This window comes from Microcoleus sp. C2D2 (assembly GCF_036702495.1).
Taxonomy (GTDB): domain Bacteria; phylum Cyanobacteriota; class Cyanobacteriia; order Cyanobacteriales; family Microcoleaceae; genus Microcoleus.
Genome location: NZ_JAUBTO010000125.1, coordinates 1 through 25,967 on the forward strand (window position 1 = coordinate 1; position 25,967 = coordinate 25,967).

The 25,967-nt window shown below is 47.0% G+C and carries 22 protein-coding genes; 14 read left to right on the top strand and 8 right to left on the bottom strand.

Translation table 11 applies throughout. From position 1 onward, the window contains the following. The 4 genes from QUB61_RS29400 to QUB61_RS29415 form a co-directional block, all read left to right on the top strand. Window positions 1-729: hypothetical protein (locus QUB61_RS29400; RefSeq protein ID WP_333190241.1), on the top strand; the 729-nt coding region annotated here is incomplete at its 5' end. 40 nt (window positions 730-769) lie between these two features. Beyond that, complete coding sequence (locus QUB61_RS29405) at window positions 770-1,234, top strand: hypothetical protein (RefSeq protein ID WP_333133508.1); 465 nt, start codon at window positions 770-772, stop codon at window positions 1,232-1,234. Beyond that, a complete protein-coding gene (locus QUB61_RS29410; protein ID WP_333133509.1) occupies window positions 1,221-2,819 on the top strand; it encodes a hypothetical protein in 1,599 nt (532 codons plus the stop codon). Before QUB61_RS29405 ends, QUB61_RS29410 begins: the two co-directional genes overlap by 14 nt. A 137-nt stretch (window positions 2,820-2,956) precedes the next feature. Next, a complete protein-coding gene (locus QUB61_RS29415) occupies window positions 2,957-3,220 on the top strand; it encodes a hypothetical protein (protein ID WP_333133510.1) in 264 nt (87 codons plus the stop codon). 246 nt (window positions 3,221-3,466) lie between these two features. Here QUB61_RS29415 and QUB61_RS29420 read toward each other — a convergent pair whose 3' ends face one another. Both QUB61_RS29420 and QUB61_RS29425 read right to left on the bottom strand, forming a co-directional pair. Next, window positions 3,467-3,706 (bottom strand): hypothetical protein, encoded by a 240-nt coding sequence (locus QUB61_RS29420; protein ID WP_333133511.1) that lies wholly within the window; start codon window positions 3,704-3,706, stop codon window positions 3,467-3,469. A gap of 128 nt (window positions 3,707-3,834) precedes the next feature. After that, entirely contained in the window at window positions 3,835-4,173 is a 339-nt protein-coding gene (locus QUB61_RS29425) for a hypothetical protein (protein ID WP_333133512.1), read from the bottom strand. A 1,152-nt stretch (window positions 4,174-5,325) separates the two neighbouring features. On the opposite strand from QUB61_RS29425, the gene QUB61_RS29430 reads away from it, so the two are divergent. The 7 genes from QUB61_RS29430 to QUB61_RS29460 all read left to right on the top strand — a co-directional run bounded on the left by QUB61_RS29430 (window position 5,326) and on the right by QUB61_RS29460 (window position 16,217). Continuing rightward, on the top strand, window positions 5,326-6,189 hold the full coding sequence (locus QUB61_RS29430) for a tyrosine-type recombinase/integrase (RefSeq protein WP_333133513.1): 864 nt from the start codon (window positions 5,326-5,328) through the stop codon (window positions 6,187-6,189). Window positions 6,190-7,085: 896 nt separating this feature from the next. After that, the gene (locus tag QUB61_RS29435; protein ID WP_333133514.1) at window positions 7,086-7,343 is read left to right on the top strand and encodes a mersacidin/lichenicidin family type 2 lantibiotic; all 258 of its coding nucleotides are present in this window, start codon (window positions 7,086-7,088) and stop codon (window positions 7,341-7,343) included. Between the two features lie 196 nt (window positions 7,344-7,539). Next, window positions 7,540-10,845, top strand: coding sequence for a type 2 lanthipeptide synthetase LanM family protein (locus QUB61_RS29440; protein ID WP_333133515.1), 3,306 nt, complete (start codon window positions 7,540-7,542; stop codon window positions 10,843-10,845). Between the two features lie 81 nt (window positions 10,846-10,926). Further along, window positions 10,927-11,493: an aspartyl/asparaginyl beta-hydroxylase domain-containing protein gene (locus tag QUB61_RS29445; RefSeq protein WP_333133516.1), complete on the top strand. Its 567-nt coding sequence runs from the start codon at window positions 10,927-10,929 to the stop codon at window positions 11,491-11,493. An 82-nt stretch (window positions 11,494-11,575) separates the two neighbouring features. Further along, window positions 11,576-12,499, top strand: coding sequence for a GNAT family N-acetyltransferase (locus QUB61_RS29450; protein ID WP_333133517.1), 924 nt, complete (start codon window positions 11,576-11,578; stop codon window positions 12,497-12,499). A 37-nt stretch (window positions 12,500-12,536) separates the two neighbouring features. Continuing rightward, window positions 12,537-14,681 carry a peptidase domain-containing ABC transporter gene (locus QUB61_RS29455; protein WP_333190243.1) on the top strand — a complete coding sequence of 715 codons (2,145 nt, stop codon included), beginning with the start codon at window positions 12,537-12,539 and terminating at the stop codon, window positions 14,679-14,681. A 24-nt stretch (window positions 14,682-14,705) separates the two neighbouring features. Next, on the top strand, window positions 14,706-16,217 hold the full coding sequence (locus QUB61_RS29460) for an HlyD family efflux transporter periplasmic adaptor subunit (RefSeq protein ID WP_333133497.1): 1,512 nt from the start codon (window positions 14,706-14,708) through the stop codon (window positions 16,215-16,217). Window positions 16,218-17,938: 1,721 nt separating this feature from the next. Here the strand turns inward: QUB61_RS29460 and QUB61_RS29465 are convergent. The 6 genes from QUB61_RS29465 to QUB61_RS29490 form a co-directional block, all read right to left on the bottom strand. Next, window positions 17,939-18,190, bottom strand: a complete 252-nt coding sequence (locus tag QUB61_RS29465; protein WP_333133498.1) for a hypothetical protein — start codon at window positions 18,188-18,190, stop codon at window positions 17,939-17,941. Next, window positions 18,187-21,636, bottom strand: coding sequence for a DUF3987 domain-containing protein (locus QUB61_RS29470; RefSeq protein WP_333133499.1), 3,450 nt, complete (start codon window positions 21,634-21,636; stop codon window positions 18,187-18,189). The genes QUB61_RS29465 and QUB61_RS29470 overlap by 4 nt, the downstream gene beginning before the upstream one ends. Window positions 21,637-21,977: 341 nt before the next feature. Further along, window positions 21,978-22,172, bottom strand: a complete 195-nt coding sequence (locus QUB61_RS29475) for a ribbon-helix-helix domain-containing protein (protein ID WP_333133500.1) — start codon at window positions 22,170-22,172, stop codon at window positions 21,978-21,980. A 457-nt stretch (window positions 22,173-22,629) separates the two neighbouring features. Next, on the bottom strand, window positions 22,630-23,073 hold the full coding sequence (locus QUB61_RS29480; protein ID WP_333133501.1) for a hypothetical protein: 444 nt from the start codon (window positions 23,071-23,073) through the stop codon (window positions 22,630-22,632). An 89-nt stretch (window positions 23,074-23,162) separates the two neighbouring features. Beyond that, entirely contained in the window at window positions 23,163-23,717 is a 555-nt protein-coding gene (locus tag QUB61_RS29485; RefSeq protein WP_333133502.1) for a hypothetical protein, read from the bottom strand. Beyond that, window positions 23,714-24,022, bottom strand: a complete 309-nt coding sequence (locus tag QUB61_RS29490) for a ribbon-helix-helix domain-containing protein (protein ID WP_333133503.1) — start codon at window positions 24,020-24,022, stop codon at window positions 23,714-23,716. The genes QUB61_RS29485 and QUB61_RS29490 overlap by 4 nt, the downstream gene beginning before the upstream one ends. A gap of 185 nt (window positions 24,023-24,207) precedes the next feature. On the opposite strand from QUB61_RS29490, the gene QUB61_RS29495 reads away from it, so the two are divergent. Genes QUB61_RS29495 through QUB61_RS29505 form a run of 3 tightly spaced genes read left to right on the top strand, consistent with a single transcriptional unit; the run spans window position 24,208 to window position 25,896 of the window. Next, the gene (locus tag QUB61_RS29495) at window positions 24,208-25,191 is read left to right on the top strand and encodes a ParM/StbA family protein (RefSeq protein WP_333133504.1); all 984 of its coding nucleotides are present in this window, start codon (window positions 24,208-24,210) and stop codon (window positions 25,189-25,191) included. A gap of 1 nt (window position 25,192) precedes the next feature. Next, entirely contained in the window at window positions 25,193-25,429 is a 237-nt protein-coding gene (locus QUB61_RS29500; protein WP_333133505.1) for a hypothetical protein, read from the top strand. Between the two features lie 2 nt (window positions 25,430-25,431). Further along, the gene (locus tag QUB61_RS29505) at window positions 25,432-25,896 is read left to right on the top strand and encodes a hypothetical protein (RefSeq protein WP_333133506.1); all 465 of its coding nucleotides are present in this window, start codon (window positions 25,432-25,434) and stop codon (window positions 25,894-25,896) included. Window positions 25,897-25,967: the final 71 nt, after the last annotated feature.

Here is a 25,967-nt window from a genome sequence, read left to right on the forward strand (position 1 = left end):
GCTGGCCGTGTAAATCCTCCCCTGGCGATCGCTGGGGGACTCTTATCTAAGGAGATTGTAATGCAAATTAGAGTTGGAAAAACAAATGGCGCTGCACACGTTGCCCGCGAATTTGGATATTCGCCCAGTGACTACGGCAACTTGACCCCCGAGATTGTGCATGACGCCGCGCGCATGGCAAAAATCTCGGAACTCCAGAAACAATTGGCGACCGCGATGAATCGTCATGTCGCTAAAATCCGAGCCAATAAAGTTGAAATCGAACGCTTGACGCTTGAGGCGCTCGAAGGCGGATTGACTGATAAAGCGCAAATTGACAAGTATGTCGCCAAGGCAATTGTAGCGGGTGCGAAACACGACAAACACATTGCAACCCTTAACCATGAATTGCAGCAACAATTGAATTTGGTAAAAGTCGAGGGAGCTTCAGACATCACCCTTGCAAACGCCAATTTTCGCCAGCGCTTACTACTGATAAAAGCGAACCACCAGGCAAAAGGGCAGATTCAAAAAAACAGTTTTGCTCAAAGCCTCAAGGCAATTCAAGCAAGTCCCCAGCAAGCCATCGCTCAGCAGCAGAAGCGGGCGAACTTTAACGCCTACATTAACGCTTATGACTTCGATCCAATACCCGCCACAACAGGCAATTCTGGGAGCAACAGTCCGATGGCGAACACTGGCAAAGGCTTTTTAGGCGGACTGTTTGACTTCTTCACTGGCAAAAACTAGCACACACTCGCAGCGGGTCAAAACGGCCCGCTATTTTTTTATGTATCAAGATTTTGACGCTTCAGAATTCGACTATCTCAACTCAACAACTCCCCAACAGTTTGAACAACAAACCAAAACCCAAACACCCGAAGTGACCAACATCGAGCGATTCTGGAACCTCACCGGGAACTGGGGAGAATTCGGCTCCTACTTTGGCGCTGGCTTATCTGCGAGCCTTATCGTGCGGGCAATTCCGGCGCTCATCCCGGCTGCTGTGATTTTGATTCCGGCTGCTGGTTTGGGGCTTGCTTTGTACAGTTTGAGCGCAGAAGGGGCTGGCAAAGTTCGATCGCAATTGATACTACTGGCGATCGGGACTGCCTTGTTATCCGCAAATTGGGATGCTTGGCTGGCGTGGGTTGTGGCTAATTCTCAGTTGCTGATTTTCAGTTTTGCATTAATCGTAATTACCGTTTGTTTTGTAGTCGTGCAAGTGTGGAGTAAGTTGAATGCTAGCAAATAGGAATCAGCCGATTGTTGCGGGTATTTTAGGTGCAAGTATTGTGGGAATCGTTGTCGCTACAGCCTTGCCCTTTAACGATCGCATTGAATACAGAATCGGCAATAGGATAGAATTTCAGCCAGCTTGGCTCGTGCCTCCTAAAGCAGAATTTAGAAGCATTGAGCGCGGGTATGGTGGAATTAAAATCCTACTTAGCTTATTAGCTACTGGTGGCATGGTGGCAGTAATGCTGATAGCGAGAAAAGAGGGGGAACAGGAACCAATTAGGCAGAGAATCAAACAATATAAAAATCAAGCGTTTGAGTTTGGTTTTGCTGCGGAATCTGCTTATGAAATGGCACAAACTCAACAACGCTATAAGAAGCTTTTAGAAGCTGATGAAGTGGCAATCGAAGGCGAAATCGAGCAAGCTTACCTTGAGTCGATGGGTATCACTCAGCAACAGCAGCCACAGCTAACCGGGACAACAACTCTTGACAGTGTGGCTAATCCCGGCGACAAAGTTGAATCATCGACAGCGGCGGCGATCGAACCGGAAGCCGATCAAACAATCGGCCCAAAAATGCCCGTCCTCACCAATTACCCAAGCGTACTAATCTATGGCGCACCAGGAAGCGGCAAAACAACTTTCTCAGAACAGGAAGTCAAGCGACGGTTAGAGGCAGGACACAAGGTAATTGTGTGTGACCCTCATGCTGCGTATGGTGCATGGCAGGGCTGCGAGGTAGTCGGCGGCGGGATGAATTACGCGGCGATCGACGCCAAGCTCGAATGGTTTGCTCTTGAAGTTCGGCGACGCTACAAAATCATTGAATCCCAGCCTAACCCGACCTTTCAACCCTTAACCCTTGTATGTGATGAATTCACTAATTGGGCGGGTCGATGCAGTGCAGCAGGGGAGTTTTTTCAAAGTGCTTTATCCGACATCCGCAAAGCGAAAATGTTCGGGTTAATTGTCAGTCACACTCGCACAATGGCGGGTTTGGCAAACGCTGCGGGCATGGCAAAACTGAGGGATGAAGCCTTACTAGAAATTGAATTGCTCGGTCAACAATGCCCTAAAACTGGTAATGCTGTACCTCGATATGAAGCAGTTGTTAAGTTGCCCGGTATGCCTTTGAACAAACGATTCATCCTGCAAGTTCCCACACTTTCTGACCCGAACAACCACCAACCAACTCCAGCCGATAGCGCCTATTTGAACCCTATTCCCCGTCAACAAAACAGCTTTCCGAGCAATTCGATTTCTTCTTCCGAAGAATCGGCAGGAACAGTCGGGAAGCTTCCAGAACGGGACGCAGAAAACGGCGGAACCCTTGCCGGAACAAGGGCGGAACGCTTGGAAGCTCTTTTGGCGGACGTGCTGGCGTCCGCTTCCCAGCCTGTCTTTTCGGCTGATTTTCCGCTTCTGGAACATTCCGATCGGGTGCAATTAGCAAAGCTAGTAATTGCTCAAAACTTAGGCAAGGAAAAGACAATCTGGTTGTTGTGGGGTGTACGTCCAGGGGGAAGGAATCACAATCTTTATACTGAAGCGCGGGCGATGCTCGATCGACTGATCAATGGGGAGGGAGGCAATGACTAATGCCTTCTTAATCTCAGTACACCCGCGCTGGGCTTCTGCCTTTTTCCTTAGCCACAAGCCTGCATGCGATCGAACTGAGAAAAGGCAGCTTTGGGGCATCTCTAAAAACGGGCGATAGCATTGTAATTTATGCCACAATGCCCACTACTGAAATAATAGGAATAGTGCAGTTTGTGAAGCGTGAATTACTGCCTATTGAGCAACTCTGGGAGGAATCTGAGCAAGGCAAACTGGCAAAGGTATCGCGGGCTCAATTTGATGCTTACTACGCCAATCAGGAATCGGGTATTGGGGTCTGGGTTGGTGGGGCCGAACTCTTGCTTTCGTCTGATCGCACGCGGGCCGACAACGCCCGAACTGGGGCTACCGCTGGCAGCCACCGCAGCAGATTCAGCAATTAACCGACGATCAGATGGCAGCACTGAACATCGCACACGCTCACATCACCCACCAACTAAACCGAGCGCTACGTTGTTAAGGATGATTTGACGGCGTGGCGCTACCAGTAACTGATAACGCTACAGCGGTACTCATGGGGCAAAAGGATGAAAGCCAATTGCCAATTACCAATTACCCTTCATTAAAAAGCCCTCCGACATTGTGCCGGGGGGTTTTTGTTTGGGGCGATCGGACGATCCGATCACTCCCTAAGATTTTTTTGCATTTTTCAAAAGTTCCTCGGCATCCGTTTTTGTCGGTTCCCATTGAGGTTTTTTGAACTTAAGCTTTACCCAACCTTTCAGCCAATTTAGGTAAATGAGCGGTTCTACTAATTCGCAATCAGAGGTTTGATTCTCTTCAGCTTCATCCAGTCGTTTTTGCAGGTCGGAGAGTTGGGCCTCGACTTGCGGGCGATCGGCCCGCTCCGTCTCAAGTTGCGATCGCAATCCCCTCAGTTCAGTCTCAAGATCGTCATTCTCCCCTTGTAATTGACTAAAAATTTCCTCCCATCGCTCGTTCCCCTCCTTAGCCTCTGCCAGTTCCCGCCTGAGTGACTCATCGCCACCACCATCACTCAGGCGCTCAACTTTTCCAGCCGTTCCTCAATGGCTGCGAACTTCTCTGCAAGCACTAGCTCTGCCGCGCGCTTGGCAATTTCTGTAATACGTTGTTCTGAACTGTCTGACAACTTTTGTCTTACGTCAGACGGATGTTGTCTGACTTCTGTGGGTGCGGGTAAGACAACAGAGCCATTAGATAGCGCCTCGATGCCGGCCCGCATAATGTCGATTAAAGTCTTAGAGCGATCGCACCCGTGTTTAGTATTAGCCGCCGGATAACGCTCTTTCCCTAGATTGTCGATCGCCTCCAACACTTCCATAGGACAGCGAAAAGTTAACGATGTTGACGCCATTGTCTTACCTCGGTCATATATGTATGACGCCATTGTATAACAGCCGGAGCCGTTTGTATGACGTATAAGCAAAATCTGTTATACGCTTGTTTGTCATACACCCCCCTTATGTCTAACAAGTTCGTCTTACAAACGCCGGACTCTTGTCTTACTTAAGGGCGATTAAGTAAGACATAGTGGTAAGACAAACCCAGACGCCACACACTACACCGAACGAGCGAAAAATGAATAACCTCGACCCACCCTGATAGAAACCGCGCTGCTGCGCTCCGCAAATCACTCATGCTAAGAGTGTAAGACGCATAACTTCACATAGTCTTACACTTGGCAAGAGATTTGTCTTATTTATGTCTGACAATTTTGTCTTACTAAATTTAGAAAAATATCATACAAAACGTATAACTTCACACAGTCTTACACTTGGCAAGAGATTTGTCTTATTTATGTCTAACAATTATGTCTTACTAGATTTAGAAAGATATCATACAAACTGTCATGGTGTAAGACATACAGGTAAGACAAAGCACCAGGCTTACCAAGAAACTAATGCTGTCGCGAGTCCAGGTCAAACGTATAAAATTGGATATCCCAGCCTGCAACTTTAATCGCAACGAACTAGAAATTGCAGGGACGCTCGCGTACAGCGAGCGGCGGTTTCTGCTCTCCCAGGCGTGAAGAGAGCTCTCTGGGCGACGGATTCCGAGTAGTGAGCGGCGTGAGTCCAATATCACGCTGCAGTTCTGGCACGGTGGCTCAATCGCCCAGACCGGCGAACACATCCCGGCGCGAGTTCTGGAATCGGAAAATGAAGCGACAGATGCAGGCCAAACTTGGGAAACTAAAACTCATAGCCACTTAAACACCACAGCCCCGCCCAAAATGGACGGGGCGCATTTTTCCCCAAAAGCCATCGTAAACTGAGAAACCCCCGCTCCTAACGATGAGCGGGTTTTGTGTCGGTGCCAGCTTCCCACCGATTCACTCTCTAATCAAGGAGTGAAGGCAAGTGAAGTGTCGGTGTCCCGACCGTTGTAGAACTGCATAAAGAAAGCTCCTCGCCCGCCTTGTGAACAACATAAGCTAACAGTTATGTTGTAACGACCGGGGAGAACACTCAAGGTATGATCGGGAAACCTTAAACAGGCGTACTTGATGGGAGCGCTTCCCCCCAATGAAACCAATGTAGTATTAGCCACTGATGCCGTCGCTCAGTTGGTCGAGATGTGGCTGTTTGGGCGATCGCCTCGCACTATTGATGTCTACCGCCGTTATACTCATCGCTTTTTGAGTTACGTTAATAAGCCGCTCCACTTGGTCACTTTGGCAGATATGCAGGGGTGGCAGAAGACTCTTGAGGGGATGGCTCCTAATAGCCAGCGGATTGCGATCGCAGCGGTCAAATCCTTCCTAAAGTTTGCACAGAACACTGGGGTATTAGAGGTCAATCTCGGTGTGTTGATGCGAGCGCCCAAGGGGAAAGATGCGCTGACGGAGCGGATTTTGACGGAGCAAGAAGTGGCGGCGCTGATTGCTTGTGAGACTGACCTGCGTAACCTTCTAATCCTGCGCCTTCTCTATATAGCTGGCCTACGAGTCAGCGAACTTTGCACACTCAAGTGGTCTGACACGGTGTCCAGAGGAGAAACGGGACAGATTACGGTGTTTGGCAAAGGGGAAAAGACCCGCACTATTCTATTACCAGCGACGCTTTGGAAACAACTACAACAGCTGAGAGGAGATGTCAGTATCAATGACCCAGTGTTTCGCTCCAAAAATGGTAGACCCCTCGACCGCATCAGAGTTTTCCGGATTGTCAAGGCAGCGGCTTCTAGGGCTGGGATTCAGGGAAATGTTAGCCCTCACTGGCTCAGACACGCCCACGCTTCCCATAGTCTTGATCGCGGCTCTCCGCTACATCTGACTCAGCGCACCTTGGGACACTCCCGGATTGGAACGACCGAGCGCTACCTTCACGTTCGACCCAATGACAGTTCTGCTATGTATTTGCCTGAGTAAGAGGGCAAGCCTGACTCTGCCAAACCCCGCAACTTTCTGAGTGGCTCTGAAATAAATGCAGCGGTCATCGGTTGTGGCGTAACTGCTAGTTGCTATCCGTTTATAGAAACGGTTAAAGTCTTGGTGTTGAGTACGTCGGTTGTGGGGTGCAGGGGTCACTGATCGTGATCGGTACTCAACTGACGCCGAAAAATTAATGCAGCGGTCATCGGTTGCGGCGTAACTGCTAAGTTGTTGGTCTAAATGAGTTTGATGTCCTTTGAACTCGTCCCGCTGTTTCCCGCCCGATTGGTTGCGCCTTGTAAACTGGTTTACAAGCTTAAGGCTTGTGACTGATAGGTTTGATGTGTTACTGCGTAGGCAGGGTTGCAGTGTAGGTTAAGCGGACATACGGGTATATACAGCTCTAGGACTTATCCCCACTATAGCTTTCTACCGTTTCCATAAATGGCTGATGTGTCTATTTACCCATTTCCATAAACGGGTTAAGGTTTTGACCAACCATTTTTATAAAAAAAGACTAAACTGCTTAAATTATTTCCTCAAATTATTTATTTTTTTTCCAAAATTAAATAATTTGACTCAAAAAGGCTGTTGATTTGAACAAAAACGAAGACATAACTGTAAGGTTTATATCCATAATCTAGTGATAAAACCCTTGAAACAATAGAGCAAATACCAGAACATGGTAATCGGATCAAGGAATTAGACCTCTTGCAAAAAAAATCTATGTTGTAATTAAAGGCTTTGAGTTTTAGACCTGAGAGCTAACTCATAATTGTCAAGTGCTGATATAACCTGCAATCTGCTCCACTTAAGCCAAACTTTTAATTATAGCATAAAATTATTTTGCAAGAGGTCTATTGAAATTTGAATTATCCAATTAGGAGAATTTTATGCCACACGAAGATATCATTCGCGCTTGGAAGGATGAAGAGTATCGGAACAGCCTGAGTGAGGAGCAACGGGCACAACTGCCTGAAAACCCAGCTGGGATTGTTGAACTGGCAGATGAAGAGATGGAAGTTATGGCTGGTGGAAAAGGCGGTAGCGGCACTAGTGGTCCAAAGGGTTGCAATACAAATCGCTGGCCTTGTATTGGAACTGTGGTAGTTAGTGGTAATTGTAATGGACCAACCAAGCCTATTACCTAAACAAACAGCTAACGGGGAGTTGTGCTGACAAGCTTATCTTGCTGAACTGTTATAGCTGCCTGTTTAGCACTACCACTTATTCAGCACACTTTTGAACGCTAAGTCCGCCCAAAGAGGAGTCAAAGTGACTCCTCTTCCTCCCGGTTGCTTGTGCAATATAAACAACTATTACCCTTATTACTAGGAGTTTAAATTCGTGAAGCAAACATACTTTCAAAGTACTGACTGGTATCGTGGGATTACTTTAACAGAAAGAATTGCATCGCTTTCCGACGTTCTCAATCAGTTGTCAATAGGTGAAATCAATGCTGTCTTGGCTCAACGTCGAATGCAGCAATGGCAATCTCAATCGCCCTTTAACAGTGATTCTTACTTTGCCCAACGGTTAGCAACAGACGGCATTACTAAGGCTGAACTTCTTCGTCTCCTAGGTGAACCAATTGAATCAGTAAAGGCTCGTTTCTCTAAGCCGCCTGCATGGTTAATAGAATTTGAACAGGCATTTTCCCCTTCTGAACCTACCAATATCCTGAGAGATACAGACTCAAAATTAGAACCAGAACAATCAAGCTACGGCTTTTTGTATGCTATTGAACCGCTACTAAGCCAAGCTTTAGAAAAACTGCACCTGGAAGTACAGGCATTAATTCAGCCGCAATCAAATCTGCCCTTTGACCCTAACACAGTTGGAGCCATATTATTTGCTAATTTACCAGAGCGGCTGCTTGAGATATTGAGCCGCACAATGGTATTGGAACTTAATGTTGCTCGCTTACAGGGATTACTAACAAATGACACCCCATCAGAGCGTTTTTGGAGTTTTGTCAAGCGTCTGCGACAGCGCGATGTAGCCCTTAGCTTATTCCAAGAGTATCCTGTATTAGCTCGTCAGATAACAATTTGCATTGAGCATTGGCTGAAAGTTAGTATTGAATTTATTAAACATTTATATACTAATTGGGATGATATTTGTACCACATTCAGTACAGATATTTATCCTGGTTATCTGGTAGCTTTGTTTGGTGATGTGGGGGACAGTCACCGAGGAGGGCGCTCAGTAATGATTGCTCAATTTGAATCTGGATTAAAAGTGGTATATAAACCAAAAAACTTGAGTGTTGACGTGCATTTTCAACACTTACTCACTTGGCTAAATGAACGTGGTAATCATCCCCCCTTCCAAACTTTAAAAGTCCTAAATTGTGGAACCTATGGATGGGTTGAATTCGTGGAGGCTCAAAGCTGTACTAGCAGAGAAGAACTAGAGCGCTTCTATGAACGACAAGGAGCATACTTAGCACTGCTGTATGCCTTAGAAGCTAATGATTTTCACTGTGAAAATCTGATAGCGTCAGGTGAACATCCTATTTTGATCGATCTTGAAACGCTTTTCCATCCTTATAGAGTTGAAATAGACAGAAAACAATCAGAAATGCAGGCAATTAGTAAAATAGATTACTCAGTTTTAAGAGTTGGTTTGCTGCCCCAAAAAGCTTGGGAAAATGATGAATCTGAAGGCGTGGATTTGAGTGGTTTAGTAGCCTTGCCTGGACAAGTCACCCCCCAAGGTGTTCTCACTTGGGAAGCAACAGAAACCGATGAAATGCGGCTAACGCGCAAGCGGGTAGAAATGTCCGTAGGACAAAACCGCCCTACCCTAAATGGCAATGAAGTGAATGTCCTAGACTATACTGAATCGATCATTACTGGGTTTACTGCAATTTATCAGTTATTACTGAAACACCGAGATGAACTCCTGTCACCTGATGGTCCTCTGGCTTGTTTTTGTAACGATGAAGTGCGCGTAGTCCTGCGTCCCACGCAGACCTATGTCATGATGCTGTCGGAAAGTTTTCATCCTGATTTACTACGCAATGCCCTAGATCGTGACAGATTTTTTGACCGTCTTTGGCTTGAAGTCAAACATCGCCCGGAACTGGAGAAAGTAATTTCTGCCGAACAGAAAGATTTGTGGCAAAATGACATTCCCATCTTCACAACTCGTCCCAATTCCTGTGATTTATGGACAAGTACAAATGAGCATATTGCCAATTTTTTGGCTAAATCAGGATTTGCCCTCGTTCAACAGCGACTACAACAACTAGGTGAACAGGATATGAAGCGGCAGATTTGGTTTATCCGTGCTTCCCTAGCAACCCTCGTAATGGGGTTGGAGCAACCTACGCAATGGTTAAACTATCGTTTTACTGAACTAAAACCAATTTCCCCTCACCAAGAGACATTGTCTGAGCGACTTCTGGCAAATGCCCGTGCTGTGGGCGATCATCTGGAAGCACTAGCACTTCGTGGAGAAAATGATGCTACTTGGCTCGGTTTAAACCTTGTCAGTGAGCGTCAGTGGTCTGTTCTCCCCTTAGATGCCGATCTCTATGATGGCATTTCAGGGGTGGTGTTGTTCCTGGCATATTTGGGAGCAATTACCCAAGAGAATCGCTACACTGCTCTGGCAGAAGCGGCATTGAGAACGGTACAACGTCAGGCAAAGCAGAGTCAATCATACACTAAGTTGGTTGGTGGCTTTAATGGTTTCGGAGGGATAATCTACACCCTGACGCATTTAAGTGTCCTTTGGGATAAACCAGCTTTACTGTCTGAAGCTGAGGAGTTAGTTGAACTTCTACCATCTCTAATTGCTGAGGATGAACACTTAGACATCATCGCGGGTGCAGCTGGCTGCATTGGCAGTTTAATCAGCCTGTATCGCTGTAAACCTTCCAAAAGTACCCTTGCTGCTGCCATACAATGTGGCGATCGCCTCATTGCTCAAGCTAAACCAATGAAGCAAGGTATAGGTTGGGTGCTAAAGGATATAGGGACAAAACCGTTAAGTGGATTCTCTCACGGTGCTGCTGGTATGGCATGGGCGCTATTAGAACTTTCTGCATTAACAGGTGAGAAGCGTTTTTACCAAACTGCACTCAATGCCATTACCTATGAGCGTAGTCTCTTCTATCCTGAATTGGGTAATTGGCTTGACCTTCGGGAAGATAAAACTTTAGGTTATGGAGCGAATCAAGACCAGCATCACTGTATGACGGCGTGGTGTCATGGCGCACCAGGAATTGGGTTAGGCCGGTTGCGATCGCTCCCTTACCTTGATAATTTGACAATCCATGGTGAGATTAGCACAGCTATCAAAACTACATTAGAGCAGGGGTTTGGGTTCAACCACTCACTGTGTCACGGCGAGTTGGGAAACCTGGAATTACTCCTGCAAGCTAGTCTCACTCTCAATGATTCCCAGTGTCAAACTCAAGTAAACCGCCTTACTGCCATCATCCTCGAAAGCATTGAGCAACATGGCTGGATCTGTGGAGTGCCATTAGGAGTTGAGACACCTGGACTGATGACCGGTCTTGCAGGTATAGGCTATGGACTGCTGCGTTTGGCAGAACCACAGCGCGTTCCCTCAGTGCTGGTGTTGGAGCCACCGCCGCACAGCCCTGTAGTGCAAGCTATCCCGTGCGGAATGGTTTCTTAAATAGTCCGACGTTTTGATGGCTCAGTAGTGTGGGTATTGCTCACCTTATACCATTTACATTACATTTTTGTGCAGGAAAAGATGTTTTTTGAATCTGATAAGTTTAAATTTGTTTCAGTTTTAGAATCCAACTCGTTGCTGATTAGACAAGAGTTAGAACAACTACAGCAAGACCACTTTATAGAGTGGCCAGAAAAATTTCTTTACGAAAAAGGCTGGGAAGTTTTTGGTCTGTATGCTTTTGGTCGCAAACTCAAGCCTAACTGCCAATTATGTCCAGAAACAACGAGATTAGTCGAGATGATACCAGGAATGACCACAGCTGGGTTTTCTTCCTTAAAACCGGGAACTCACATTGTTCCTCATGTCGGCTACTCTAATGGTGTGCTGCGTTGTCATCTGGGTTTATTTGTCGCCGATGGATGCGCCCTCCGGGTGAAAACTCAAACGAGAAGCTGGCAGGAAGGTAAGTGTTTAATTTTTGATGACACGGTAGAGCATGAAGCTTGGAATTACAGTGATGCGAACAGAATTGTGTTACTGATTGATTTTAAAAACCCAGATGCAACAGGGAACGACCAATCTCAAGTAATTTATTCAGCTGAAGTGGCTCAGCTTGTACGAAATTTGGTCAATTCTAGTTTGTAAATCAGCCTCAGAGGGCTGGATATGAACTTGAAAAACCGTCCACTGAAACCCTGTACCTAGTAATATGTAGCCCACAAAAATTATGTATTCAATAATTCGCCTCAATAGCTCTACGGCACAAAACTACAAAAATATGACCTTTCCGTGCCTTCAACCCTTTCTAGGAAATTTAAGCACCCATACTTCCCTTATTGCCATTGGTGCTGCTTTCTCAGATCAGCCTATTGGTCTGGTTCTAGCTGACGTTAGAGAATACACTCATGGTGAGTATTCTGCTGAGGTACTCTCAATTTTTGTTGCCTCCTCTCAGCGTTGCCGTGGGATCGGCACAGCTCTCTTAACTGCTATGGAAGATGAGTTGCATCAAAGAGGCTGTAGGAAAGTTCTATTAGTTTATCGCACTGGTAAGCCTACAACTCCAATCTTGGAATACCTACTACAAAAATGTCAATGGTCGCCCCCTCAAGCTCGGCTGCTAATGTGCAAAGCAACTTTACAGAGTATAATAAATGCCCCTTGGATGCACAGATATAGTCTTCCTGCTGCATTTTCCACCTTCCTGTGGAGCGAGCTAACCCAAGATGAGAAGATGGTTATCCAACGCAAGCAAGAGGTGGAGCAGTGGTATCCAGAATCATTGTCTCCTTTTCAGGATGAAGACATGATTGAACCCCTCAACAGTTTAGGTTTGCGTTACAAGGGAGAAGTTGTGGGATGGATGATTACCCACCGATTAGCCTCGGATACTATTCGGTATACTAGCCTTTTTGTTAGGCAAGACTTTCAAAAATTTGGTCGTGCGATTCCTCTACTGGCTAAGGCAATTCACCTTCAGAATAGTAGTAAAGTTACCAACGGGATTTTTGCCGTTGAACTTGAAAATAAGCCTATGTATGAGTTTGTAAAACGTCGTCTGGATACTTGTATAACTTCTATTACCGAAACGAGGGAATCCTTTAAATTCTTGCAGGAAAATACATCACTGCCTGTACAACAGTCTGCTTAATATAATACCATCCAATGTTCAATATTATTTCACTGTAATGTTTCAAATTGTTCGACAACACAACGAAGAAGACTGCGGCGCTGCTTGTATTGCTTCTATTGCCAAACATTATGGCAAGACTTTCACTATCAACCGGATTCGGGAAGCCGTAGGAACTCGCCGAGAAGGTACAACCTTATTTGGCTTAAAGCAGGGAGCAGAAACACTCGGTTTCAATACACGAGGAGTCAAAGCCACCATAGAAGCTATCAACAAAAAAGCCGTACCGCTGCCTGCGATTGTTCACTGGAAAGGCTATCATTGGATTGTTTTGTACGGTCAGCAGGGTAATAAATATGTCATTGCTGACCCTGCTGTAGGCATACGGTATATAGACAAAAAGATAGTCAAAGAGGGAGGAAAAGATATGGTAATGCTCCTCCTCGAACCAGACCCAATCCGCTTTTTTGCCCAGCTCGATGAAAAAGAAAAAATTGGTGGATTCGGTCGCTTCCTGAGGCGAGTCTGGCCCTATCGTGCCCTTCTTTCCCAAGCTTTGCTGCTCAATTCCGTTATCGGTCTGTTCTCCCTAGCTTCCCCTTTCCTGCTGCAAATCCTTACTGATGATGTGCTGGTTCGAGGTGATAGCCAACTGCTCACTAGAGTAGCAATCGCTGTTGTCGTCATGCATCTCGTTAGCAGTAGCCTCCAATTGGTGCAATCTAACTTAATTGCAAACTTTGCCCAACGTTTAGAACTAGGACTCATCCTCGAATTCGGACGCCAAATCCTGCGCTTACCCCTACAATACTACGAATCCCGTCGCAGTGGCGAAATCGTCAGTCGCCTGGAAGATATTCAACAGATTAATCAGCTAGTTTCCCAAGTTGTTGTTGGCGTGCCCAGCCAATTTTTTATTGCCTTCATTTCCTTGGGCTTCATGCTCTTCTACAGCCGCAATCTCACACTATTAGCTGGTGTGATTGCTCTTTTAATGACTCTCTCAACAATCGTTTTCTTGCCCACTCTACAGCAAAAGATTCGCAATGTCTTAGTTTTGTCAGCAGAAAACCAAGGCGTCTTAGTCGAAACCTTCAAAGGTGCCCTCACTCTTAAAACTACCACAGCCGCACCTCAATTCTGGTCAGAATTACAAAGCCGCTTTGGACGCCTCGCCAACGTCACACTCGGTACAATTCAGATTGGCATCGTCAACAATGTCTTCTCTAACTTAGTGTCCAGCATCGGCAGCATTGCCTTACTTTGGTTCGGCAGCACCCTGGTAATTGGTCAGCAATTAACTATTGGTCAACTGCTGGCATTTAATAGCATGAATAGTAATTTTACAACATTCATTAGTACCTTAGTCGGCTTCGTAGATGAATTCATCCGTGCAAAAACTGCAACGCAACGACTCACCGAAGTCATCGATGCCACACCAGAGAACCAAGACGACACCAAAAAGCCCTCTGCTAAAATTCCTAGCAAGGCTGATATTATTTGTACTAATCTTAACTTTCACCACGCTGGCCGAGTTGACTTACTAGAAAACTTCTCTCTAACTATTCCCGGTGGTAAAGTAGTTGCCATGATTGGGAAATCAGGCTGTGGTAAAAGTACCCTAGCGAAACTAATTGCGGGTTTATACACTCTGCAATCAGGTAATATTCGCATTGGTCTTTATAACCTGCAAGACCTCTCCTTAGATTGCTTCCGTCAACAAATTGCCCTTGTTCCCCAAGATGCTCATTTTTGGAGTCGGTCGATTCTTGAAAACTTCCGCTTAGGCAATCCTCAAGTTACCTTTGAGCAGATTGTTAGAGCTTGTCAGATTGCTGGTGCCGACGAATTTATCAGTAAACTCCCCGACAAATATCAAACCGTATTAGGAGAATTTGGCGCAAATATTTCCGGTGGACAACGACAAAGATTAGCGATCGCCAGAGCGATTGTCAATGACCCGCCGGTGCTGATTTTAGATGAATCCACTGGTGCCCTCGACCCGGTGAGTGAAACCCAAGTGCTAGAACAGCTACTGGAACACCGCCAGGGGAAAACCACGATTATGATTAGCCACCGCCCCAGAGTAATCCAGCGAGCAGATTGGATTGTCCTACTGGAGCAAGGTCGCTTAAGACTGCAAGGTTCTCTTGAAGATTTAAGCTCCCAAGCCGGAGACCACTTGGACTTCCTGATTCCCTGAAATATTTACCATTTATGGAGCATCATGGTTAGCACACCTGAGCAAGATTTTCTGCCCCCAGTTCAAGACAACGAGTTTCTGCCGCCGATTAGTCGTTGGACTACCCTTGGCGGACTGTTCATCGTCGCTTCTGTGGGCGTAGCCATCACCCTCGCCTCTGTAACCAAATACAACGTCACTGTCAAAGCCGAGGCAAACATCCGTCCTGCTGGCGAATTGCGACTGGTTCAGGCGGCTGCGGAAGGTCCAGTTATGCGCGTTTGGGTTAAAGAGAATCAAGTTGTCAAAAAAGGAGATGTCATTGCTACTATCGACGACTCTCGCCTTCAAACGAAAAAAAGCCAACTGCAAAGCAACATCCAGCAGACCCAGTTACAACTCGTTCAAATCAATGCCCAAATTAGTGCCCTCAATCGGCAGATTATAGCCGAAACTGACCGCTTCACCCGCGTTGTCGCTGCCGCTAAAGCTGAACTCTCGTACCGCAGCCGGGACTATCAAAACAAACAAATTACTACTGTTACTGAAGTCGAAGAAACCGAGGCGAACGTCCGCAGCGCCCAGGAGGAGTTACAAAAAGGTTTTGCGGACTTAAAGTCAGCACAAGCTAACTTAAGTGCGACTCAGGCTGCCTTGGGAGCAGCTAGATCAAAGCACAACCGATATCAGAGTGTAGCCACAGAAGGAGCGCTTTCTAAAGATCAATTGGAGGAAGCACAACTCGCTGCTGACCAGCAATCGTCAGCCCTTGAGGGGCAAAAAGCGGTAATTGAGGGACAAAAACAAACAATTGAACGGTTGCAACAAGCTGTCGTGGCAGCTTTTGCTAAACGGCGAGGCGCAAGGGCTGCACTCAATCCGAGTAATGCAGAAGTTGCGATCGCTTCTGAGCGCATTGGTCAAGAAAAAGCTGCGGGTGTTGCCAGTGTCGCTACATTAGACAAAGAACGCAAAGCTCTCATCCAGCAACGGATTGGAATTGAGCAAACAGTTGAGCGCGATACCCGCGAACTCAAACAAGTGGAAATCGACCTCAGCCAGACTGCCATTACTGCCACAGCAGACGGTATCATCTCTAAGCTAAACCTGCGAAACTCCGGTCAAACCGTGCGCCCTGGAGAGGAAATGGCCCAAATTGTCCCTAGTGATGCCCCATTGGTGGTCAAAGCAGCGGTGGCATCTGAGAATAAAAGCAACTTGAAAGTCGGACAAAACGTACTTTTGCGGGTTTCTGCCTGTCCTTATCCAGATTACGGTACTCTTAAAGGTAAGGTCAAAGCGATTTCCCCAGATACGTTTTCCCCTCAAAAGAATAGTAATGATGCGCTTACCTCTACAACAGCTACTGGGCAGAAAGCGGTTGCAGGAGGTGCCTTCTACGAGGTAACAATTGAGCCAGAAAGCCTTGCTTTACATCATGGGGAAAAACTGTGTTCCATCCAATTGGGGATGGAGGGCAGAGTCGATATTATTTCCAGAGAAGAGACTGTACTCCAATTCTTTCTGAGGAAGGCAAGGCTGATCGCAGATTTGTAAGGTTACTCACACCTTTGCGCTTTCCAGACTCAATCTGCATCGTCTTGTAACTTGGATGAGAAGTTTTTGAAGAAGTTCTTAGAGGTTGCCAACAGTGTTGCAAAGAATATTACCACAACACTCAATTCTACTCGCGCTACCGATTTTGCTTTTCGCTAGTGTGTCGTAAGTATCTTGATACTTTGGGAGATGTAAGCGAAATTCCCTGGCTAAAAGATTTTAAAGGTAAGGAAACCTTTCTAACTAAACCTTGCAATGTTTTTAGAGATGCGATCGATACCATTTCCCGCATGGTCAAAGTCGTCAACTCCTACTGGCGACCAGCTCAGTTAGAAACCAACATCGACATCAACTCCTTTTACAATGCACTTTTCGTAGGGGGCCCCAGTTGCGCCGGGGCGAATGTGTCCCGTACTTCGTTAATTATCTCCGTTTCCATAAGCGGTGAGAACTGCCCCAAACCCGGTTTATCTTAAAAATCGTCGCATCCGTTGCCGAGTTTTACGCGCTACACCCTATTTCTAGGTTGCTAGTAAGTCCTGTTGATATTCTTAGGGCTAGGATTAACCGCCAATTAATACGGTACCACAGCCCGCTAAAATTTTATGCGATGGTCTAATGGCTTCCACGATTGTCTTTTCTAAGCGACTGGTGGGAAGCCCGTTAATCAAAACTGTAAGACTACATCGATTATAATCTCATGGCTATGTGGGGGGAGGGACACAAGATAGCCACGTATTCTGATCTAGGGCTTAAAACTGCTACAGATTCATCAGGATATGGAAGTTTCCCCGCCTATCCGTTTATAGAAATGGTGGCTTCCTTTATCTCTCGCAATCTATGCCGTCCTTATCTCTCGCAACCTATGCCGTCGTTATCTCTATCAAATCCGTGGGGGTCTGGCTCTAGTACGCGAAAGCGTCTCTGTGAAATGTCGCTGCAATCTCTCATCAGGTGGGGCAGGCGGAATGCACACATCTGGATAAATCGGGTCGCAACTATTTTGTGGACTGGAGGCACGTTTTTGCGGGCGATGGGGTCTATAAGTCAAGAAAAATCAGCATAAACCAAGAAAATCAACCTAAACCAAGAAAATTAGAATAAGTCAAGAAAATCAGGGTAAGTCAAGAAAATCAGGGTAAGTCAAGAAAAATCAACCTAAACGAAGAAAATCTGAATAAGTCAAGAAAAGTCAACCTAAACCAAGCAAAAGCACGGTTGATCTACTGGTAAATCGGTAATAAATTATGGGCGATCGAGCTACCGCATCAAGTCGATCACCCGCTTTTTGCCAGACCCGCATCACGGATTTTAGATTTTGGATTTTAGATTTTGGATTGGGAATAATCTCGATCGAACCCAGTCCCAGAGTTGCTGGGGAGTTGCGGGCAATCGGCTCTAAAAGTCAAGAAAAGTCAAAATAAGCGCGATTCCGTACCGACTACCGGGGATTAATCAAGGGCGATCGGCTATGAGTTTTCATGAGTTTGCATGAGTTTTCATGAGTTTTTATGAGCTTTCATCAGTTTTGAGATCTGCAAAATTATGCAATTTCATGCAAAATTATGTCTTTTCATGCTGTCCCATGAAAACTCATAAGCCACTGAAAACAGGCAAATTCTGCCGCGCCTACAACCGCCAAAATATCGGCTGCTGTAAGTTTTCCGAGGTTGATCGCAGCTTCCAAATCTTCCTCGATGGCCACAGCGAAGGCCGGTGAGTTATAGCCGATCGCCTCCTTGATACGCTTGGCTCGCGTCACGGGTGATCGGCGGCGGCGCTAGTAATTCTTGGAAGTGCTGGCCCTCGATCAGCTCAAGGGCAGACAAGATTTGTGCGCGATCGGCGTGGCTCTCCGTGCAGACTTCCTTCAAAACTGCTGCGATTTCGTGGGCGGTTGTGCGAAAGGCTTCGGCAATAGCCACGCGAATGAACTCAAGACATTCGGCGTGGCAAGCAGGATCTAAACTCATGCACCGCCCTCCGACAGCTCTTGCTTCACCAAATCCTCTTTGTCCAGGTCGGTAATATATGACCCGTCGGGCTTCGTGCAGGTGATGCCGTTCCGGTCAATCTTATCGATAGTCAACTCGACTCCAGCCAAACTCTCAAACTTCGTTCCGACGTACTTAACCCGCATTCCTTTGAGCCAGCCAGTTGCTACCAGGATTTTAAAGTTGAGGACTTCTTCCTCGGTCAATTTGGCTTTTACCGCTTCTTTTTGAGTTGGCGAGTTCTTGATTTTCTGCCAAGCGAACCGTGCAGCAGCGCGGTCAAGGGTGGCAATGGCTTCTTTTATAGCTTCAAAGATTTCGTCACCAACTCCCATCTCTGGCTCAATTTCAGAAGATTCTGGTTCTGTTGGTGCTGTTTCCGGTTCCGGGGGAGCGATCGATTCCTCTGGCGACGAGTTGACACTTTCCGAAGAGTTGACACCAATAGTTGACGGCGTGTCAACCGCGTCTAACTCGCACTGGCTAAGGTTTTCAGTGCCAACAGTTGACAAGTTGACAACATCCTTAACCATCTGAGGATTTTCGCCGCTCAAATCTGGGATGTCGATCGGTTCTGCTGTCTGGGGGGGGGGAGTGTTTGAATCAAGAGTCTCAAATGTGTCAACTTTGTCAACTGTTGGACTTTCTGTGTCCTGTAACCCAGATTCTGCATTGGTTTGACTCCATTGACTGTTTGTCAATTTTTTGTCAACTGTTGTCAACTCTTTTAAAGAGCTATCTTCTAGAACATCCACAGAGTAAGGTTTGTGCTGTTTTTGAAGTTCTTCAGAATTTGTCAACTCTTTAGATACAAGTGCAAGCTGAGAGCCTTTACCTTGCGTCTCGGCTAAGCCCATCATTTTTAATTCAAGAAACAACTGCCGCACCTTATTGGCATCAGTTTTGCGAAGATCTCTTATTGTTCGCCTTGCTTGGCTAGCTGTAAGAGTTTTTAAGTCTGCTACCTTATCCAGTAACTTCCGCAGCGTAGGAGCTAGCTCGCCATTTTCAACATCTCCATCGCCCTGCAGAATGGTGACTTGACCGAGATAAAAATCTGCTAACTTGCAACCAGATTTGACAATGGCTTGGGGAATTTCCTCTGGAACTTCAGCAGAACCACTGGCTACTTCCCAAAGAATGTGCAAAAGTCCAATTAGTCGAACAGCTTGCCCCGGCATTTTTGCGATCGCAGCTTGCAGCCCTGGTCTAGTCTCAGCGCGTTTCTGTTCGTCTTTTTCATCGTGCCAATCGTCAAAATAGGTTTGCCCAAGCTTTTCAAAATGAAGCTGTATGACGGGTAATGCGTCGATTTTTTCGTAGATGTCTGCTAGTAACTCATCTAGGTAATAGCTCGTGTCATCACGCGGTATTTTGAACGGACGCATCGGCATACTGTAGAAAAGGAAGCGGGCCCACTCACCTTGAGAGTCGGAGAAGTCCCCTAGTAAGTCGCGAAGTTTATCTGGTTGAATGCCGCCGGTGATGGACAGAGAGTCGCGGGCTAGACTCACACGCGAACCATCACCCGCCCGGTTCTTTTTAACTCCCCCTCCATTCCAGCCTGAAAGATAACTTTCTTTATCCGCACCTTTGCCACCTTTGTAAGCGCCATGTGATGCGAACAAACCGCTAAGCTCGTCTTTGATTAAAGTTAAGCCGTTGTTAGGCTGTTGACATTTAACTTTGTCTACAGATTCAACAGTGGCGTTGTCAAGGTAGAACTCGCGAACTGGTTTTGGTTTTTGTGGAAACTCACCGCCACCGTTACCTTTGCTATTTGTTGTTTCCTTGAGTGCTTGCAGTTCGGCTTCATACCGTTGTAATGCTTGCTCGTGAAGAGCGTCTTCAGCGCTCTGGAGTTTAACCAATGGTTGTTTGACAATATCTAATGTGGGAGTTTTGCGCCCCCCTGTTACTGCTACAACGCCGGTGTAAAGCAACAATGGTTGGACAAAATTAATGCACCTTTTGGCAACGACGCGGGAATTGGGATTGATTAGTCCCGCAGCGATCGGCAGCAAGTGAGTCAACACAGCTTCAGGATCTATTGCCATCCATCTCGAAACTTTCTTGATAGGTTCAGCCAGATGCGGGTGCAAGTAATTTTCGAGTGTCAGGCGGCGGTTGCCAATCGTCAATAGATTTTCTACGTCTCTTTTTCGATCGGCGAGCTGATCGAAGCGTTCAATCTCCTCCGAAATTTCCTTGTAAAGACGCCAAATCGGTTGAGTATTGCCACCTTTGGCCAAGCCAAATATTGCTGCTGTAAGAGACGATCCTGCTGTACCTGCTTTGATGAGTTTGATAAGTTCTTCTCTCAGTTCCTCCGTATTAGGGAGTGCAAAGCGAGGGTGTGTGACTACGTTGTTTGAACTGCCGATCATCCGCCCGCCCATTTTTTCCGCGTGGTTTTTCCAGTACCAACCTCGGATGCAGTTTTCTACCCCTTCTGGTTTGCAGGCTGGTTTCGGGTTGTCGCCTTCTGCGGACTTCCACACCGTCTCTGTTTCGTCCTTTGGTAGTGGTGGGTTACATCGGGCCGCGAAGTCCTCCAACAATTGCCGAGGGTCGCCGTTGAATTGTTGACCGATCGTCCGCAGGTAATTTGCAGTCCCGATTACATCCCGCGCTAATTTCGCCCCTGCTTCGTTTCTTCCCCCTTCACTAATGCCATTGAGTAAATTGCGTGAACTCTTAGCTAGACATTCCTCTAGTGGGACGCTAGCAGGCACAGGTATAGTAATGTCCTCACAGCGACTAACCGTAGATGGCGGGTGTAGTTTCGGTTGGAAAAGTAACGGTTCCGTTTTTTCCGGTGTCGGGACGATCGCCCTCAAATCGGCGTATGTGTAGCGCTTACCGGAGTTACTGACAATCACGGATTGATTGCCGCTTGAGTGCCATGCCCCAGCTAAACGCATCACTCGGCTGGGATTTTTCAACGAACGATCGGCATCAGCAAATTCGAGCAAGTCTGTTTGGAGCTCACGCCAATCCTCAACGACAACGGACTCGTCAAGTACCCAGTATGAATGTATGGACTTTCCCCCAGTATCAACTTGCAGTGTGGGTTCTGGCAGTCCTAAATCTTTCCACAAATCAAGTTGAAGGGATTTGTCTAAGCTGTCGTGCTCGTAGAAGATGGCCCGTGCTTGGGTGACATCTTTGTCTTTGTGTCCTCCACCGTTAACCACCAGGTAAATGCCCCGCCCTTCGGCTTGAAAGGTGGTAGCGTGTTTAATCAAATGGTCAAGCTTGGTCGCGAATGCTTTCCGACCCGCATCTTTCGTTTTTCTGGGGTCTGAGTCAGGGTAGAATGCCCGCAGGTACACAGTGTCGCCCGCTTTGTAACCCAGTGTGGCTAATTGTTGTCGGACTTGTTCGCGGTCGATCGGCTGAGGGGATGATTGCGAGTAAACCATTACGCCGCACCCCCGATCGTTCCAAGGGTAAGTGCAGAAAATCCCCGGTTAAGTGTCGTATTTTGTGGGGAATGTGCTAAAATTGAGGTAGAATAAGGCTTAGAAGAATTTTTGACGCTATCTAGAGCGCCGTACCCCTCGCTTTGGTCGCGCAACCTTAGATTGCTTTTTTGAACGAAGTAAGACACAATTTATTAGTAGGGGTTGACATCAAGCAATAAGCCACACCCCTTTAAATGGCTTAAGTCCCTGTTTTTGTTTATTCAATCTGCCAGGATTAAAAAGGGAACAAAAACAGGAAGTTTACATAAAAAAAATAAACTAAAAAAGCACTGGAAGGCTTATGCCGCCAGTGCTTTTTCATTTGGCGTGTCAAGTTTGTTGCTCTGTGCGTGAAAATTTTTGAGATAGATTGCCAGAGCTTCCCGCACAAATTCAGAGCGACAAACTCGGCTTTGGTAACAAGCTTCATCTAGTTCGGCTAGTAACTCGTCGCTAATTGTGCAAGTCATTCGTGTTGGAGAACTGCGAGACATAGACCCTCACAAAAAATGTTGTTCTCTCCATCTTACAATAAGACATCTAATTGCGATCGATACCACAATACAATTCTTGAACCATTTCTAACCCGCTAGCTAGCTAGGCAACTAGGTAGACAGATGTATATACAATAATAAGTGTAAAGTGAACCTTACACAGTAAGCGGTGAGAAGTGTCTAACATTCGCCATCATTTGCTAACCACCTCATTGTTACTACCCTAGATAGTAAAAGCCCTTACTGTTGTCAGCAGTGGTTTTACTGCTACCAGCAGTAGTACACCTGCCTTGTCGCTGCACGTATTAGGGCATAACAAATTAATAAAAAAATCGATTTTTCTAGATTTCCTTAGCGAGGTTGTTCAAAATTTTCCAAGGATTTCCAAGGATTTCTAAAGATTTTCTAGGTTTTCTTTGTTGCCAGTTCTAACCCCCACACCTGATCGGCAGCCGCTTCAGTTTTGCCCGCCGCCGTTGCCACGGTTTCGGAGCTGGTTATTGAGGTACTGCCAGATGTCACGGATTTCTGTTTGAATGATTCGCATTTGCTCCCGCCATTCGTTGTGCTGCTGAGAAATCAGCCTCAGCGCTTCTTGATGGCTCCCAATTGCTGAAACCATGCGATCTACTCGATCTACTAAACGATCGAGTAGTTCGTTGCTGGTCTGCTGCTGTACCGCAATGCTGTCAACGCGCTCTGTCAGTCGGTCAATAGCTGCGGTGTTGGCGCTGGTTTGAACGGACAGCCGCCCGATCGCCTCAGTGTTTGCTTGTTGCTGCACCGCAATCCGGTCAACGCGATCGGTCAGTCGGTCAATGGCAGCCGTATTTGCCTGCTGCTGAACGGCGGTGGCAGCAAGAATTGCTTCTATTCGGTCTAGCCGATCGGAACTGTTCATTTACTTCTTTGTAATAAAGGTCAAGGAATGGCGGTCGGTATGGTTTGGGCTTGAATTGTGAAAATTTAATGCTAGACGGTTACTAGACATTAACTGGCACCTTTATTTGTCTTACCCCGCTTAGCTTTCGCTGCTGTTGCTGGCTTGGCTGCGGCTGGCTGCGGTTCTGTGGGCTGCGGGTCGGATAGGCGATCGGCGCTATAGGGGAGCATTCCATATTCGGCTACATATTTTTTTACAAAATCTGTTACTACTTCGCTCATATTCCTTCCCTGTCTTGCACAGACGGCTTTAAATTCATTTCTAAGCAACTCAGGCATAAATATTCGCAGGGAAATATAGTCTCCGGCTACTGCTACACCGTTGAGCGACGGTCGGAATTCCTCAATCAAAGCGGACTCGATTTTAGGTAGCAACCTCGGCTCGGTGCATTCCAACCAAGCAATGTGAACATTGGTGATTGTTTTTAGCAGGTTGTAACGGTGGTGGGCAGCCCATCGCTGTTGCAGGTTTTCTGCCCGACCAATGTATAAGACGCGAGTTCCTTCCAGAACGAAGTAGATGGCTGGGCAGTTTGGCAAACTGCGACGGTCTGCTAGTGGCAGCGATGGCAGTTTCAGTGGGTTAATTTCAGCGACATTCATAATGTATTAGTTTTCTTTTGGTTGCCCCGCTTGGCTTTGGTCGCTGGCGGGTATTTCGTTTCGGCTTCCGTCGGCGAGTCAACCACGGGGTCGCTCAGGTTGAGACTTTTTTGGCGAGTTTCGTAAGCCTGCCTAATAACCATTTCTATAAGATTTGATAACGTGCGACTTTCTGAATGCGCCCAATTTTCTAGACCGTCCTTAAGGTCTGGCTCACAAGTGAACGTAACCTTAGCTTTTTTAGTAACTCCCATAAGCTCCGAAGATATTGGATATCTCCAGTAAACATCAGAAGTTATTTGCATAGGGTATTTGCAGAAAGCTTCACAGATTATTTGACAGCTTCGGAAGCTTTCTGATATCATACACTCACAGACGCAGTAAAGCCAGTTCTGGGCATAAAACGGCTATCCGTACATTCCCGCGCGGTTGCCCTAAAACTGGCTCTAAAAGCGTCTCAAACTCTTACCCCATAAGGGAAAACTGAACCATGCAAACTGAATACAGACCCGCCACTTATGGCGAAATCCAGCCACATCGCGCCGTCGTGCGTCCTGTGTTGGCGGTAGATCCAGGAAACCGTTTTACAAAATGGATCGACTGTCAGACAGTGCGGTCAATCCCGTCTTACGTCAAGGAGTTATCCGACTGGGAAGAGGGCGGAAACGACGGCCAGAGCTACGAAATCGGATTTGCTGGCCGCCGTTACTTGGTCGGCAGACTAGCTCAACTCATGGGTGGCTCTCCGGCTTTCGAGTCTGGTAAAGCTGATTTAGCTCATCTCCTAATCTTGCCTGCACTTGCCTCGGACTCCCCGCAGCGCATAGAACGGCTGGTTATTCCGACGCCCGATTCTCGCAATCTTGCGACGATCGCCAAACTCAAAGAGTTGGAAACCACGATCGAATTCTCGGTCAACGGTCACGACTGTTTAACAACAATCCGATCGGTGGTGGCTGTTGATGAGTGTCGCGGTGCGTATGACCTCGCACTTGGTCGCCAGATGTGGAGGTATCCGCAGAACCCCAACGGCATCTTAGATATCGGCGGTGGCACTGCGATCGCCCGATTGTTTGCCCCTGGTGGCGCTTTGCTCCGGGATGCCGATATTGTCCTACCCGGTACGTCGCACCTAGCGCAACGGTTAGCAGCCGCCATCTTGCCTAAAGTTGGTTCTACCGCTGATGCCGGGTCGCTGATGGACAGCATCGCCTCCGGTGACTTCCGCTACGGCAACACAGAGATTGATTTTTCTCGCGAATTTGTAGCAGTACGGGACGCCTGGACAGCCGACATCAGGGCAAAACTCAAAGCAAATTGGGCGAAATACTTGCCGGAGCTTGGAGAGTTGATCGTCATCGGAGGTTCCGCAAGCTTACTCCAGCCAATGTGTGAAGCTTCAAAGGGGCGGTTTAAAGTAGCGCCAAAACCCCAGTTTTTTAATTTGTACGGTTTACAAAAGGAGGCTAATTAATATGGCACAGACCCGCGCCGTGATGCCCGCCCGGTACGTCCCACTGGCAGACGAACTGTTGCAAACCACTGGGATTAACGACTATTCAACGTTGATCGGAATTCTCTTGAGTCGGTACGGCAAGCATCTTTTATCTACTTGGGAGATTGCTAATTGCCCACCGTCCGCGCCAATTAATTCCCAACCGATCGCGCAACAGTCGATCGAACCCGAACCATTCGCACCAATGGAGTTTTAGTAATGATTACCGATGAAGACCTGACGCCGTTTGAATTCTCGGACTTTTGGGACGACGACGTTGACAACGACGACGCCCCCAGCTCGCAGAGTATTGAACCTGATTACATTGAGCGCCATATCTCCCGAATTCCTCGCTACGGCGATAATTCCCGTTGGCGGTTGGCATCGCATCTCGAAATGTTTGACAACCTGAACCCAAACGGCACTCTAACGCCCGAACAACGCGAAGCTGTCGATAATTTCGTTGCAGCTTATCAACCGGAACCTGACGAATGTGTCGCGACTGAGTTTGACTTCCCCGAATCCCAGTACATCGCCCACGGGCTCGATTTGGATACGGCGATCGAATTTAGCAACAGTTGGCGGCGTGGCGAATACCTGCCGATTATTGGCAGGCCTGAAGCGGATGTAGTCAGCCGCAAACTAAACCAAATGACAAGCCAGCCGACCGCCCTGAGAAAGTAATCGGCTGGCCGTGTAAATCCTCCCCTGGCGATCGCTGGGGGACTCTTATCTAAGGAGATTGTAATGCAAAT

Coding starts and splice junctions, on each gene's coding strand:
- QUB61_RS29405 (WP_333133508.1), top strand. CDS start 770: ATGTATCAAGATTTTGACGCTTCAGAATTCGACTATCTCAACTCAACA.
- QUB61_RS29410 (WP_333133509.1), top strand. CDS start 1,221: ATGCTAGCAAATAGGAATCAGCCGATTGTTGCGGGTATTTTAGGTGCA.
- QUB61_RS29415 (WP_333133510.1), top strand. CDS start 2,957: ATGCCCACTACTGAAATAATAGGAATAGTGCAGTTTGTGAAGCGTGAA.
- QUB61_RS29425 (WP_333133512.1), bottom strand. CDS start 4,173: ATGGCGTCAACATCGTTAACTTTTCGCTGTCCTATGGAAGTGTTGGAG.
- QUB61_RS29430 (WP_333133513.1), top strand. CDS start 5,326: ATGGGAGCGCTTCCCCCCAATGAAACCAATGTAGTATTAGCCACTGAT.
- QUB61_RS29435 (WP_333133514.1), top strand. CDS start 7,086: ATGCCACACGAAGATATCATTCGCGCTTGGAAGGATGAAGAGTATCGG.
- QUB61_RS29445 (WP_333133516.1), top strand. CDS start 10,927: ATGTTTTTTGAATCTGATAAGTTTAAATTTGTTTCAGTTTTAGAATCC.
- QUB61_RS29450 (WP_333133517.1), top strand. CDS start 11,576: ATGTATTCAATAATTCGCCTCAATAGCTCTACGGCACAAAACTACAAA.
- QUB61_RS29455 (WP_333190243.1), top strand. CDS start 12,537: ATGTTTCAAATTGTTCGACAACACAACGAAGAAGACTGCGGCGCTGCT.
- QUB61_RS29460 (WP_333133497.1), top strand. CDS start 14,706: ATGGTTAGCACACCTGAGCAAGATTTTCTGCCCCCAGTTCAAGACAAC.
- QUB61_RS29465 (WP_333133498.1), bottom strand. CDS start 18,190: ATGAGTTTAGATCCTGCTTGCCACGCCGAATGTCTTGAGTTCATTCGC.
- QUB61_RS29470 (WP_333133499.1), bottom strand. CDS start 21,636: ATGGTTTACTCGCAATCATCCCCTCAGCCGATCGACCGCGAACAAGTC.
- QUB61_RS29475 (WP_333133500.1), bottom strand. CDS start 22,172: ATGTCTCGCAGTTCTCCAACACGAATGACTTGCACAATTAGCGACGAG.
- QUB61_RS29480 (WP_333133501.1), bottom strand. CDS start 23,073: ATGAACAGTTCCGATCGGCTAGACCGAATAGAAGCAATTCTTGCTGCC.
- QUB61_RS29485 (WP_333133502.1), bottom strand. CDS start 23,717: ATGAATGTCGCTGAAATTAACCCACTGAAACTGCCATCGCTGCCACTA.
- QUB61_RS29490 (WP_333133503.1), bottom strand. CDS start 24,022: ATGCAAATAACTTCTGATGTTTACTGGAGATATCCAATATCTTCGGAG.
- QUB61_RS29495 (WP_333133504.1), top strand. CDS start 24,208: ATGCAAACTGAATACAGACCCGCCACTTATGGCGAAATCCAGCCACAT.
- QUB61_RS29500 (WP_333133505.1), top strand. CDS start 25,193: ATGGCACAGACCCGCGCCGTGATGCCCGCCCGGTACGTCCCACTGGCA.
- QUB61_RS29505 (WP_333133506.1), top strand. CDS start 25,432: ATGATTACCGATGAAGACCTGACGCCGTTTGAATTCTCGGACTTTTGG.